The sequence below is a fragment of the Jannaschia helgolandensis genome (assembly GCF_900109285.1).
Lineage (GTDB): Bacteria > Pseudomonadota > Alphaproteobacteria > Rhodobacterales > Rhodobacteraceae > Jannaschia > Jannaschia helgolandensis.
The window spans coordinates 16,851-29,539 of sequence record NZ_FNZQ01000005.1 but is presented as its reverse complement, the minus strand read 5'-3'; the positions used below and the strand labels follow the sequence as shown (position 1 = coordinate 29,539).

The following is a 12,689-nucleotide window of genomic DNA, read 5'->3' as shown; positions in this document are numbered from 1 at the left end:
TCATTCCGGGGCAGTTCGACTATACGATTGGTGGGGCGCAGGCCCAACCTCTCGCGATACGTTAATGACCGCTAAAACATCTGTGAGAGTGATCACACCGGCCAGCCTTTCTGCATCGACAACAAGGAATTTTCTCCGACCTGTTTTCATGATCCGCGCCATAAGGTCGAGGCCAGTCATGTCACAGAAAACAGAATTATCGTTATTCACGTTCTCGATCACATCTTCAACCATCACTGTCGTCCAGTGTTCGCGGTCGATCTTGCGGACAATCTGGGTATCGACATACCCCAGCAGGGTCCCGTTCTCCAAAACGGGTGCGAATGTGATGGCGTGTTCCAGGAACACATTATTCACCAGGTCCGACAGCGATTGATCCACGCGTGCCGTCCATGGATCGCGCGTCATGAAGGTCGCGACAGTCCGCCCGTCGAACGCAACCTCCGTCTCCAGCCGGGCAAGGGACGCGCGCGATGTCGCCAACAGGAACAGTCCGATCAGGATCGGCCAGAGCCCTGCAGCCAATGCACCGGAGAAAACGGCGTAAAGACCCAGCGCTATCACCCCATAGGCGATCACGTTCGAAACGGTAACTGCATGTCTGGTGGACATCACCAGATCGCCCGATCGCGTCCAGAGCCAGGCGCGCAGCACCCGACCCCCATCCATCGGAAACGCAGGCAGAAGATTGAACAGGGCAAGGACAAGGTTGATTACGGCCAGGTAGCCGAAGATCGAGAGCGCAGCGGCCGGCAGCCCGATGATGTCTGAGACCAGAGCGCTGAACCAGAATCCGAGTGCGAGGCAGAAACTGGCAAACGGCCCGGCGATGGCGATCCAGAATTCGGTCGCTCCGCTCACCGGCTCCGACTGGAGTTCTGCGACACCTCCGAAAAGAAACAGGGTGATGCCTGAAATGCGAAGGCCAAAGCGTCGCGCGACGATGGCATGCGCCAATTCGTGCACGATCAATGACCCGAAAAGTCCCAGCATCGCCGCCACGGCCATGACAAGAAGCGCCGGAGTCCGGGCATCCGGGAATTCGACCGGAAAGTAGGCGGTAGCAAGACTCCAGACGATCAGCGCGGCGATCAGAAGCCAACTTGCATCGACCTTGATCTCGAAACCATGGATCCGTGCAATCCTTATGGCATTACCCCACATCAGATTCACCAAGGGTTTGTTTATCAGTTATCTTATGCGGATTCAGGGTCATTGAAACGGCTGACAGGGCTTCCTCCAGGGATCGATCTGTGTCGATGCGATGCCATTGCATCGCGCCCGGATCCGCCCCGGCCTGTCGTATCACAACGGTTGAATCCGCGTCGGACGCGTCCGGTCCGCGCGTTGAGATTCGCGCCAGCCGTGTAGCCGTTTTCGATTCCAGCCAGATTCCGACGAAATCGCATCCGGCATCTGTCGCGATATCTTCGGCGGCCCGGCGCGCATCAGCATTTCCATGAACGGCGTCAAGGATCACCGAATGACCTTGTTCAAGAACAATACGGGCCTGATGGCGTATGGCGTCATAAGTTCGGGCCGTCACTTCGGGCGTATAGCCTTCCGCGCCGAGGTGGGTGAGTGGATCATGATGCAGAAGCGTCTTGCGAGCGACATCGCTGCGAATGTGCATCGCGCCCGGTGCTGCACCGATCTTGTGCGCGATGGCACGCGCGACCGTAGATTTGCCGGTGCCGGAATAACCGCCGATCGCCAGGAGGACAGTCGGCTTCGGATCGAGATAATCCATGGCCTGCATCAGATAGGCGCGTGCCTCGCCCATCATTTCGATTCCGTCTGCCGCGACGGCAGCGGTCTGAACATCTACCATCGTGCGTATTGCAGCCCGGATCGAGAGGTATAACGGCAGAAGCGAGAGACCGGCATCGGTCAAATCCGAGCACGCTTCGGAGAAATAGGCATTCAGCACCAGATTTGCCGGGTGACCCATTCCGCGGTGGTCGAGATCCATCAGCAGAAACGCAAGATCGTAAAGGGTATCGCATGTGCCTAGGCGTTCATCGAATTCGAGGGCATCGAAAGGCGTTGGGACGCCGCCGATCACAACGATATTGCGCAGATGGAGATCGCCGTGACATCGCCGAATGTGCCCGTTTCTGGACCTTTGGTGTAAAATCACGGACAGGTCAGACCAAACCTTTCGGCTTCGCGCAATGAAATCGGAGGCTTCAACATTGATTGCTTCGCCCATGGAGCGGAATACACGTTCGAGTTCGTCGATTATTTCCTCAATCAGGGCTGCGCCGTCCAGATTGCGGACCGGTGATGCCGTGTGATATCGGGCAATCGAAGCCCCTATTTTCAGGGCCAGAGCATCGTCAATTCCGCAATCGTCGGCAATGTGTGCCAGTTCTGCCTTTGCAGGGAAACAGTTCATCACCAGTACCCATTCAAGCACGTCTCCGGGGCCGTCCAACGCGAGCGTCCCGTCTTTCCGACGGACAATCGGCATGACGCTCCTGTAGATTGACGGCGCAGTGCTCTTGTTGAGTTCGAGTTCGCGATCAAGCAGGGTATGACGCTTTGCGACGGTCGACAGATCCATGTAGTCGTACTTCACGGCGCGTTTGATTTTTAGAGCCCGATCTCCGGTCAGGAAGATGATAGCACCATGCGTGTCGATCCTTTGCGTGCTGCCTCCGAAACCCGCTCCGCTCTCGAGAAAGCGAATGACCTCTGCCTGAGCCGCGGACCCGCTCGTCTTGACATGACTTTTTTGCCTGTTCTTACCCATTTGCCTGCCGACCAGGAGAGATGCATGCCAATACTAAGCGTTTTTTCCGGACCATGGCTTGAGCGAGATCAATCCCCGCACTGCAACATGTCCTATCGTTTTCGGCATGTAGGCAGAATCAAGGAGACCGAGATGGACAGCAACAGCGACACTCCCCCTGCGGCTCAGGATATTGGCGACCCGGATGCCTGCTTCCGGCCGATTTCACATACACCCTGGGACGGGATGACATGGCTGGAGAACCTTGCGAATTTTGGCGCTGAGCTGACGACATTCGCAGCCGCACGGATGAAGGAAGACGTCCAGACCCAGCAAAAGCTTTTTCATTGTAAATCGGTCCCGGAGATGCAGCAGGTGCAGGCGGAGTTCGTCCAGAAGGCGATCAATCAATATTATGCCGAGACTGCGAAGCTAACTGAAATCGTCGGAAAGTCGGCGCCTGAATGAAGCTTGCACTTTATCGGCTAAACAACCTGACGGGCCAGACAGTAAATGCTCTTTGGACAGCAATATAACGCAACATGAAGAAAAGAAAAATCATGACGATCAATATCGGAGCGGCTGACCGCGTTATCAGATATATTATTGGACTGTTTCTCATACTGGCACCGCTTTGGAACCAGTATATTCTATCGTTCGCCCCTTTGATTGTTGCTGCTTCCGTGGTCGTTGGCATCGTTCTCGTAGTTACCGCATATGTTCGGTCCTGTCCTATCTATACGGCATTGGGGGCATCTACCCGACAGAAATAGTGAGCAATAACACGGGGTGTGACAGGTAGGCACGGCAGAGTTCGCAGGCTGCAGGACAAGGTGATTCATTTTCAACGGTACCGTCATTTTTGACATTCGGCAGTCTGCAAGCCGATAGTAGGTGAATCTACCCGTGCTCAGGTATTGAGCAGCTGAAAATGAAACGTTGAAATAGATTCCGGACTTTCAAACGACTTGGCGATTATTATGACTCAGTGTAATCTATTCTAACCGGAGAGGAGCGATGAAGAAAATTCTGGTTGCCACAGATCTTTCTGATCGATCCGATATTGCACTGCGACGGGCGTCTTTGATCGCCCGTAGCCAAGCTGCATGTCATTCATGTCGTCGACGGGGACTGGCCATTGATCATCGGTGATATGCAGAAACAAGTCGCCGAGAAGTTTATCACGTCACAGCTAGCGAAGATCGAAGACACCAAGGCGCTCGATGTCGAGGTCTCTTTCATATTCGGTGATCCCAGTATTGATATCGCCTCTACCGCCGTCGATCTTGGTGCGGATCTTATTGTCATAGGTCGCCACCGAGATCGCGGAATTGCTGAGTTTTTCCGTGGAACAACCATCGAACGCATGGCGCGCACCTCGGAGGTTCCGATTCTGGTGGCAAGGCGGGAGCCCGTCGCCCACTATGTTCGCGCCGTCGTCGGCTTGGATTTTTCGACCTGTTCATCGAACGCGGTATCTCTCGCGACCGAGCTTGTTGGAGCAAATAACGTGGCTTTGATGCACGCCTATCATGTACCGTTCAAAAACCTCACAATGTCCACCGACCGAACAGGGAGCATATCGGCCACTGACAAGAGAGGAATCGAAGACGATATCAGGCGAGAAGTCGACATATGGCTCAATAGCATGCCGATCAAAATCGAAAAGCGCGAAGTAATTCTACACGAAGGCAGCGCAATAGATATATTACCTCGCGTTGCAGCAGAATTGGGTTCGGACCTGATTTGTGTTGGGGCACATAGCCGTTCCTGGCTGTCTTCCGCGATCTTGGGCAGCACAGCGCACGAACTTTTGTCATATTCGAATTTTGACATTCTTATTGTACCGCTATGCGGTAAGCGCGTTCAGGATCAGATCGGCAAAAATGAGGATGCTGACTAAAACGCCGATGGAAACAGCTATTCCTATCCCCACGAAAACGCCATCTCGCTGAACCAGGCCCCAAGACATGCAGGCTATCGCAATGGCCGGCGGTGCGTTCATAAGCGGAATTGGCATCACCAGAAGTAAAGACATGAGCAGGCAGACGACACCGACAAGCCTTTCGCGTTTCGCGAATATCGGCAGTCGCTCGTAGCTCCTGCTTTCCGCCCATCGTAACGGAACGGCGAGAAACCGTATCATGGTCTCGATCATCCGCAGCGGCAGGCGTATGCGTCTGGCGCGTCGCGGCAGACTGCCCCGTTCTCCGTACAGAGCCAGATGAGCCGAGATTATCATAAGCGGAACACCAAGAATTGCCCCTGCACTCGGGATGGGGAGAGGGATAGAGTCGGGCAGGGCGAACAGCAGGATCGCGACACCGTGCATCCGCGCCCCTGCCTGATCGAGCGCACTGCCAAGTGTTACTTCCGTGCCAGCGCGGGCTTGATTGCTCAGACTTTCGAGAAGGGCGGCAAAGCTGATCTCGTTCGTGTCAGATTTTGGGTCAAGCTGCTCATGAAGCAATGTTACGACCTCAGTTTAGATCTCCAGAACAACCCGGCCCTCAATCCGGCCCTCGCGCATCCAATCAAAAATTTCATTGATGTCGTCGAGTTTTGCCCAGTTGAATGTCGTCTTCACTTGCCCTTCCGCCGCAAGGGCCAAGGCTTCGGACAGATCGAGGCGCGTGCCGACGATGGAGCCGCGGATCGTCAGACGCTTCAGTACGACGTCAAAGATCGGCAGGGAAAAGTCGCCGGGGGGCAGGCCGACGAGTGACATCGTGCCATGACGGCGCAGCATGCCCGTCGCCTGGGCAAATGCCTTGGTGTTCACGGCAGTGACGAGCGCGCCATGCACGCCGCCGATCTGCGAAATGACCTCCTTGACCGGATCGACGTCCGCGGCATTGATTATCTCGTCGGCGCCCAAGGATTTCGCGAGCTTCAACTTGCTGTCGGCGATGTCGATTGCCACGACATGCATCCCCATGGCCTTGGCGTATTGTACCGCCATATGACCGAGTCCGCCAATCCCCAGAATGGCGACCCATTGACCGGGCCGAACTTCGGTTTCTTTCAATCCCTTGTAGACGGTCACGCCCGCACAAAGCACAGGCGAGGCAGGACCAAAATCGAACCCGTCGGGCAATTGGCCGACATAATCGGCATCTGCCGCAACGTATTCGGCATAAGCTCCATCGACGGAATAGCCGGTGTTCTGTTGACTTTCGCAAAGGGTTTCCCAGCCTCCGGTGCAATGTTCGCACCGGCCACAGGCTGAGTGCAACCAGGGCACGCCGACCCGGTCGCCTTCCTTCAGATGGGTAACACCGGTACCAAGGGCTACGATCTCGCCTACACCTTCGTGCCCCGGAATGAAGGGTGCCGTTGGTTTTACGGGCCAGTCACCCATAGCTGCATGCAGATCAGTGTGGCACACACCGGACGCCCGTACCCGGACCAGCACCTGACCGGCTCCGATCTGTGGCACGGGATGTTCGCGGATATCCAGCGGTTTGCCGAGTTCGGTAACCACGGCAGCTTTCATCGTCTGGGGGATCGTCATTGGAAAATCTCCTCATCGCGTAAGGTCATGCAAGCTAGTGCATGGAAAATGCGGTTCCGGACTTGATCGGCATCAATCGAAGCACCGGTGATTCCGGCATTCCTGAGCCAAAGGTCCCGCAACGGGTCGGACGCGACAGAAGAAAGCCATGTCATGAAAGGCCGCGAAAAGTGGATGATCCCGATCCTGATGGCTCTGTTTGCCGCGGGAGGCATGACGTATGGCATGGCAGAAGAGACGCTGGCGTTCTATGCAATCCTGATACCGGTGATGATCGCCGCAGGCTACGACGCGCTGACCGGCGTGGCGGTGATCCTGCTCGGTGCAGGGATCGGAGTGTTGGGATCGACGATCAATCCCTTCGCAACCGCCATCGCCTCCGATGCCGCAAATATTCCGTTTACCGACGGGTTGCTCCTGAGACTGGCGATCCTTGGAATCGGCTGGCTGATCTGCGTGGTTTTCGTGATGCGCTATGCGGCGAAAGTGAAGGCCGACCCCTCGCGCTCTATCGTCGCGGACCGGCGCGAGGACAATTTGCGCCATTTCATGGGCAAAACTGTCGGTCTGGCCGCCGATCTGTCAGGACGGCAGAAACTCGTCCTCATTCTATTCGGCATAACCTTTGCGGTCATGATCTGGGGCGTGGCCGTTCAGGGCTGGTGGATGGCCGAGATGTCGATGCTTTTCCTTGGCGCGGCGCTGGTTATCGGCACCGTCGCGTTGATCGGCGAAAAGCCTTTCGTCGAAGCGTTCGTAGACGGCGCGCGACCTCCTTGGTGTGGCGCTCATTATGGATCTCGCGCGCGGTATCGTGGTCATCATGGATGCAGGCCGGATAACGGACACGATCCTCAACGCCTCGGAACAGGCGATCGCAGGCCAGTCTGAGGTCGTGTTCATCAATGGAATGTATTGGAACGAAGTGGCGATGAGCTTCTCGTCCCTTCAACGTCTGGCCTTGCCGTCCTGTCGATGCCCATCCTGGCACCGGTTTCGGATTTCGCGGGCGTGGACCGGTCGCTGGCCGTTACCGCTTATCAGTCGGCATCCGGTATCGTGAATCTCATCACACCGACCTCAGCGGTAGTTGTCGGCGCGCTGGCCATAGGACGGGTGCCCTACGACCGCTGGTTGCGCTTCGTGGCGCCACTGCTGCTGATCCTCACGGTCCTCATCATGGCTGCGCTGAGCCTGGCGGTGATGCTATGACCGCGCTTGGCGTCCATTCCGAAACCGGCAAGCTCCGGCGCGTGATCGTCTGCGCACCGGGTTTGGCTCACGAGCGGTTGACGCCCGCGAATGTCGTCGGCGTGGGGGTGCTTGACGAACTTCTCGGCTGGCTCGAGGAGATGCCCGCACAAGAACTTGCGCGCTTCCTGATCGGCGGCATCGCGGTCCACGATCTGCACTTCGCTCCACAGGGATGATGGCCGCAGTTCTTGGCCGCGAAGGTTTTTTGCTGCAGCCACTGCCGAACATGCTGTTCACACGCGACACTTCGGCTTGGATCTATGGCGGAGTGACCCTGAACCCAATGCATTGGCGCGTACGTCAGCAGGAAACGCTGCTGATGGATGCGATCTATCGCTTTCACCCAATGTTCGCAAATAAGGAGAAGGTCTGGTGGGGTGGTGCGGATGAAGACATGCAACCCGCCAGCCTCGAAGGTGGCGACGTCATGCCCAACGGGCGCGGCATTGTCCTGATCGGAATGGGCGAGCGCACAACACCGCAGGCTGTGGGGCAGGTCGCGCGCGCATTGTTCGCCGCCGGTGCCGTCGAGCGCGTCATCGGCTGCGCCATGCCACCAGCACGCGCCGCGACGCATCTCGATACGGTGTTTTCTCTTTGCGACCGTGACATTGCCACAAGCTACACCGACGAGGCGGAAGCGTTGACGTGCTGGTAGTTACGCCCAGGCACAGGCACGCGAACAGTGGGATGATGGCAACAACGTTTTCGCGATCGAGCCCGGCGTCGTCATGGCGTATGACCGCAACACCCATACCAGCACATTGCTGCGCAAGGCAGGGCTAGAGGTCATTACCCTGCGCGGCTCGGAACTGGGGCGGGGCAGGGCGGCGGACACTGCATGACCTGCCCGATCGAGCGAGATCCCCACGACGACTGATGCGTATCCCGCCCGAGGACTATCACGCACTCCGTACGACAGCGGTTCATGCATACCGCACGGGTTCTGGGCCGGGTCTATGACGCGATCGAGTATCGCGGTTTCGGCCAGAAGATTGTCGAAGAACTGGCCGAATGGGCAGGCGTGCCAGTCTACAACGGCCTGACGGACGAGTTTCATCCGACCCAGATTCTTGCTGATCTGATGACGATGGGCGAGCACTGCGACCGGCCGTTGTCCCAGATCGCATTCTGCTTTCTCGGGGATACCGGCAACAACATGGGCGACAGCCTCATGATCGGCGGCGTGAAGATGGGCATGGATGTGCGGCTTTGCGGGCCCAAGCCGCTCTGGCCGGATAAGACGCTGATTGAGGAGGCCAAGGTCATAGCCGAGCAGACCGGCGCTCGCCTGACGCTTACCGAAGATGTGGACTCAGGGGTGCGGAAGTGTGATTTCCTGTACACGGACTTCTGGGTGTCAATGGGGGAACCTGAAGTCGTCTGGGCCCGCCGGATTGAAGCGCTGATACCATATCAGGTGAACGCGGCGATGCTGGAAAAAACCGGATACCCGGATACGAAATTCATGCATTGTCTGCCGGCGTTTCACAACGTCGACACCGAGGTCGGCGCAAGGATCGCACGTGAGCATGGATTGGACGCACTGGAGGTGACGGACGAAGTCTTTGAAAGCGCCGTTTCCATCGTATTCGATCAGGCCGAGAACCGCATGCATACGATCAAGGCAGTGCTCGTCGCGACGCTGGGAGCCTGAGGTGCTAGTTGTCGCAGCCTTGGGTGGGAATGCCCTGCTTCGCCGTGGTGAGGAGATGACGGCCGCAGCACAGGAGCGTAATGTAACGCTTGCGGCTGAATATCTGGCCCAAATCGTGCGCGCGGGTCAGTCTCGTCGTCACCCATGGCAACGGCCCGCAAGTGGGTATGTTGGCGATGCAGGCCGATTCCTGGCCGCTCGACATTCTGGGGGCGGAGACAGACGGAATGATCGGTTATGTGATCGAACGCGCTCTCGAGAATGCGCTGGCGCACGACCGGCCCGTCGTGACACTTCTGACGCAGGTCGTGGTCGATGGCGACGATCCGGCGTTTGCCGCTCCGACCAAGTTCATCGGTCCGGTCTGGAGTCGCGCCGAAGCCGAGGCCATCGCGCGCACCGCGCGGCTGGACCATCGCGCAGGATGGGGATCACTGGCGCCGCACCGTACCTTCGCCCCTGCCGCTCGATCTGCCTGATCTCAAGGCCATCCAAATACTGTTGAAACATGGTGCCGTTGTAATCTGTGGCGGCGGTGGCGGAATCCCTGTCGTGCGCCGTGCCGACGGCACTCATCATGGGGTTGAGGCAGTCGTGGACAAGGACCGGGCAAGCGCGCTTCTTGCTGCACGTCTAGGGGCGGAGGCCCTGCTGTTTCTGACGGATGTCGAAGCGGTATTTGTGGATTTCGATACACCCACAGCGCAGCCTCTCATGACCCTGAGCGAGGCCGAAGCCGGTGCGATGGACCTGCCCGCCGGGTCGATGCGGCCCAAAGTGGAAGCTGCATTGTCGTTCCTGAGGGAAGGCGGCACCACGGCTGCTATCGGTCGCCTTGAAGATGCTCCGAAGCTATTGTCGGGGCAGGCCGGTACTCTGGTCCACCTTGAGGGTGGCGGGGGGTGAGCGAAGGCCGGAAAACACCGAAAGACATATTTGATCTTGTGATCGACGGGCCGCGTCTGGTGCTGTCGGGCCGATTGCATATCGATGCTTTGCAAGGCCTTGACCGCGCGCGTGCACGCAATATGGCGCGCGGCGTGAAGGTCATCGACATGGCCCGTTTGACCCGGATCGATACGGCCGGGGCTTGGTTCCTTGTCGATCTGCAACGGTCAGGTGCAACAGGCGACCGGACTATCGCTCTTGAAGGAGCGAGCGAACCGCAGACCCAGCTGCTCGAGACCGTACGCCGCAACCTGCCACCCGAAAATATCGCGACCATAAAACCAAGCCTGTTGGCTGACCGACTTGAACGCTTTGGCCGCAAGGTCGTGCGTGGGGCAAGGATCGGTTTTGAAATGATATCGTTTCTCGGTCAGACAGTCGGCGCCATGGCGGCGATCCTGGTCAATCCGCGCCGGTTGCGGCTGACATCGCTGGTCCACCACTGTCAGGAAGTGGGGCTGAATGCGGTGCCGATCGTGGCGTTGATGGCGTTCCTTATCGGTGTGGTCCTGGCCTTTCAGGGATCAGCGCAGTTGCGCCAATTCGGTGCCGAGGTTTTCGTCGTCGATCTGATTGCCATCTCGGTGCTGCGCGAACTTGGCATCCTACTGACCGCGATCATCGTGGCAGGCCGTTCGGGGTCGGCTTTCACTGCCGCCATCGGGTCGATGAAGATGCGTGAAGAGATTGACGCAATGCGCACCCTTGGTCTCGATCCAGTGACAATCCTGGTGGTGCCGCGCGTACTTGCCCTGATGCTGATGCTGCCCGCGCTCGGCTTCATCGCCGATATTTCTGGACTGGTTGGCGGTGCCATCATGTCGTGGATCGAACTTGGGGTTTCGCCAGCTGTGTTTCAGTCGCGGCTCGTATCGAACACCGATGTCTGGCATTTCGGTATCGGCATGATCAAGGCACCATTCTTCGCACTGATTATCGGAATCATCGGTTGTTACGAAGGGATGATGGTTGGCAGCGATGCAGAATCGCTCGGCCGGTTGACCTCGGCTTCCGTTGTCTTGTCGATCTTCATGGTCATCGTGATGGACGCGCTGTTTTCAGTCTTTTTTGCCGTGGTGGGTGTCTGATGTCTGATACGCCCAATGACCATATTATTCGCGTCCGGGGCCTGGTGACGCGGTTCGGCACACATATCGTACATGAAGATCTCGACGTCGACGTGCGTCGGGGCGAGATTATCGGCATCGTAGGCGGATCGGAGACCGGCAAGTCGGTTCTCCTGCCTGCTATCGTCGGTCGGATGAAACCGCAGCGGGACCAGATCGAGGTATTCGGTCAGAGTGTTCGCGATACGCCAGAGGCCGAATACCGCCGTCGGCGCCGCCGCTGGGGCGTAATGTTTCAGGACGGCGCGCTGTTTTCCTCACTGATCGTACGTCAGAACGTAGAGGCGCCGATGCGAGAGCAATTGCATCTGGATAATGACCTGCGCGAAACGCTGGTGGGCATAAAGGTGCGCATGGTCGGTTTGCCTGAAAACGCCCAGACCAAGTATCCATCGGAAATGTCGGGCGGCATGCGCAAACGTGCGGGCTTTGCGCGCGCCATCGCGCTCGATCCCGTGATTGTCTTTCTCGATGAACCTACGGCCGGTTTCGACCCCACCGTCGCGGCAGCATTCAACATTCTCATCAAGCAGTTACAGAATGTTCTTGGTTAACGGTGTTCCTCGTCACACATGATCTGGACAGCTTGAATGCGATTTGCGACCGGGTTGCGGTTCTGGCCGACCGCAAGGTTTTTTCCGAGATTACCGGAACCTTCAGCGATGCCACGCTTCAGATAACCCGATTCACCGACCGGCTCGACAGCATCGGGGCAGCGGTCGAGACGACGCTGGAGCGGGCAGATACCGCGCTGGCGTCAGCACAGCTAGCTTTCGGTGCAGCCGAGTTGACGCTGAGCAGGTCAGGCGATGCAATCGAGAAAGTCGGCGATACATTCACCCGGGCCGAAGCTATCCTGAGCGACCAGGTACCTCTAATTCTGGAACAGGTTTCCGAGGCGGTTATTCTAATGAGTGAAACCATCCTGGATCTCAGAAACCGGACTGGCGAAACGCTTGAAGGATATGCAGCAACAGCAACCCTGCTGAACGCCCGTTTGGCGGAATTGGAAACGACCTTGCGAGGGGCCGAAATTGCCTTTGCCGCTGTAACTGATGCCTCCCATAGTTTCGACGAGCTTGTGGATGGGGATGGCACGCTGCTCGTCGTCGAGGCGCGGGACATATTGACCCGTGCAGGATCTGCCATCGCTGCCCTCGAGATCGTCATAAATGAAGATGTGCCATCCGTGGTCGCAAATATACGCGCGGGCGTCGCGACCGCAGCGGCGGCCGTCGATCAGGTGGCCGCCGATCTGACCGGATTGACGGGCCGGTTTGCCCCCTTGGCGACTGAGACCGAACAGACGATCGCATCCGCAAACGTGCTCTTTCAGCGAGCGCAGCGCTCTCTGGATGTTCTGGATGGCGCAATGACCGGGGCGGAGAGTGCACTGGCTTCTGCGGAGGCTGCCTTCGATGCGGCGAGCGGCCTTATGGAAATTGATATCGCTCC

At 57.7% G+C, this 12,689-nt stretch carries 14 protein-coding genes and 2 pseudogenes; 12 read left to right on the top strand and 4 right to left on the bottom strand.

Annotation, left to right across the window (positions count from 1 at the left end; genetic code table 11):
- Positions 1-1,164: a site-2 protease family protein gene (locus BMY38_RS12830; protein ID WP_092763420.1), complete on the bottom strand. Its 1,164-nt coding sequence runs from the start codon at positions 1,162-1,164 to the stop codon at positions 1-3.
- Entirely contained in the window at positions 1,154-2,581 is a 1,428-nt protein-coding gene (locus BMY38_RS12825) for a bifunctional aminoglycoside phosphotransferase/ATP-binding protein (protein ID WP_217638814.1), read from the bottom strand. Before BMY38_RS12825 ends, BMY38_RS12830 begins: the two co-directional genes overlap by 11 nt.
- A gap of 306 nt (positions 2,582-2,887) precedes the next feature.
- Between BMY38_RS12825 and BMY38_RS12820 the strand changes: the two genes are divergently transcribed.
- The 3 genes from BMY38_RS12820 to BMY38_RS12810 all read left to right on the top strand — a co-directional run bounded on the left by BMY38_RS12820 (position 2,888) and on the right by BMY38_RS12810 (position 4,637).
- On the top strand, positions 2,888-3,202 hold the full coding sequence (locus tag BMY38_RS12820) for a phasin family protein (protein WP_245737611.1): 315 nt from the start codon (positions 2,888-2,890) through the stop codon (positions 3,200-3,202).
- A gap of 74 nt (positions 3,203-3,276) precedes the next feature.
- Complete coding sequence (locus BMY38_RS18740; RefSeq protein ID WP_092763415.1) at positions 3,277-3,507, top strand: YgaP family membrane protein; 231 nt, start codon at positions 3,277-3,279, stop codon at positions 3,505-3,507.
- Between the two features lie 329 nt (positions 3,508-3,836).
- Positions 3,837-4,637, top strand: a complete 801-nt coding sequence (locus tag BMY38_RS12810) for a universal stress protein (protein WP_281243231.1) — start codon at positions 3,837-3,839, stop codon at positions 4,635-4,637.
- Here the strand turns inward: BMY38_RS12810 and BMY38_RS12805 are convergent.
- Both BMY38_RS12805 and adhP read right to left on the bottom strand, forming a co-directional pair.
- Complete coding sequence (locus BMY38_RS12805; protein WP_092763411.1) at positions 4,584-5,204, bottom strand: exopolysaccharide biosynthesis protein; 621 nt, start codon at positions 5,202-5,204, stop codon at positions 4,584-4,586. The genes BMY38_RS12810 and BMY38_RS12805 overlap by 54 nt on opposite strands.
- Positions 5,205-5,219: 15 nt before the next feature.
- A complete protein-coding gene (gene adhP / locus BMY38_RS12800; protein WP_245737610.1) occupies positions 5,220-6,248 on the bottom strand; it encodes an alcohol dehydrogenase AdhP in 1,029 nt (342 codons plus the stop codon).
- 153 nt (positions 6,249-6,401) lie between these two features.
- On the opposite strand from adhP, the pseudogene BMY38_RS12795 reads away from it, so the two are divergent.
- From BMY38_RS12795 to BMY38_RS18440, 9 genes and pseudogenes are all read left to right on the top strand, one after another.
- A pseudogene (locus BMY38_RS12795) lies at positions 6,402-7,460 on the top strand (YfcC family protein).
- Positions 7,457-7,678: a hypothetical protein gene (locus tag BMY38_RS18455; protein WP_245737606.1), complete on the top strand. Its 222-nt coding sequence runs from the start codon at positions 7,457-7,459 to the stop codon at positions 7,676-7,678. Before BMY38_RS12795 ends, BMY38_RS18455 begins: the two are co-directional and overlap by 4 nt.
- Positions 7,678-8,160 (top strand): arginine deiminase family protein, encoded by a 483-nt coding sequence (locus tag BMY38_RS18450; protein WP_245737605.1) that lies wholly within the window; start codon positions 7,678-7,680, stop codon positions 8,158-8,160. The genes BMY38_RS18455 and BMY38_RS18450 overlap by 1 nt, the downstream gene beginning before the upstream one ends.
- Before the next feature lie 55 nt (positions 8,161-8,215).
- The gene (locus BMY38_RS18445) at positions 8,216-8,347 is read left to right on the top strand and encodes an arginine deiminase family protein (RefSeq protein WP_245737624.1); all 132 of its coding nucleotides are present in this window, start codon (positions 8,216-8,218) and stop codon (positions 8,345-8,347) included.
- Positions 8,348-8,403: 56 nt separating this feature from the next.
- Complete coding sequence (argF, locus tag BMY38_RS12785; protein ID WP_281243230.1) at positions 8,404-9,159, top strand: ornithine carbamoyltransferase; 756 nt, start codon at positions 8,404-8,406, stop codon at positions 9,157-9,159.
- Positions 9,160-9,248: 89 nt separating this feature from the next.
- Positions 9,249-9,638, top strand: coding sequence for an amino acid kinase family protein (locus tag BMY38_RS18735; RefSeq protein WP_425431635.1), 390 nt, complete (start codon positions 9,249-9,251; stop codon positions 9,636-9,638).
- Positions 9,639-9,660: 22 nt separating this feature from the next.
- Positions 9,661-10,065 carry an amino acid kinase family protein gene (locus BMY38_RS18730; protein ID WP_425431634.1) on the top strand — a complete coding sequence of 135 codons (405 nt, stop codon included), beginning with the start codon at positions 9,661-9,663 and terminating at the stop codon, positions 10,063-10,065.
- The gene (locus BMY38_RS12775) at positions 10,062-11,195 is read left to right on the top strand and encodes an ABC transporter permease (protein ID WP_245737604.1); all 1,134 of its coding nucleotides are present in this window, start codon (positions 10,062-10,064) and stop codon (positions 11,193-11,195) included. The genes BMY38_RS18730 and BMY38_RS12775 overlap by 4 nt, the downstream gene beginning before the upstream one ends.
- Positions 11,195-11,898: pseudogene (locus BMY38_RS18440) on the top strand (ABC transporter ATP-binding protein); the annotation flags it as partial. The gene BMY38_RS12775 and the pseudogene BMY38_RS18440, both read left to right, overlap by 1 nt.
- Positions 11,899-12,689: the final 791 nt, after the last annotated feature.

Coding starts and splice junctions, on each gene's coding strand:
- BMY38_RS12830 (WP_092763420.1), bottom strand. CDS start 1,164: ATGTGGGGTAATGCCATAAGGATTGCACGGATCCATGGTTTCGAGATC.
- BMY38_RS12820 (WP_245737611.1), top strand. CDS start 2,888: ATGGACAGCAACAGCGACACTCCCCCTGCGGCTCAGGATATTGGCGAC.
- BMY38_RS18740 (WP_092763415.1), top strand. CDS start 3,277: ATGAAGAAAAGAAAAATCATGACGATCAATATCGGAGCGGCTGACCGC.
- adhP (WP_245737610.1), bottom strand. CDS start 6,248: ATGACGATCCCCCAGACGATGAAAGCTGCCGTGGTTACCGAACTCGGC.
- BMY38_RS18455 (WP_245737606.1), top strand. CDS start 7,457: ATGACCGCGCTTGGCGTCCATTCCGAAACCGGCAAGCTCCGGCGCGTG.
- BMY38_RS18450 (WP_245737605.1), top strand. CDS start 7,678: ATGGCCGCAGTTCTTGGCCGCGAAGGTTTTTTGCTGCAGCCACTGCCG.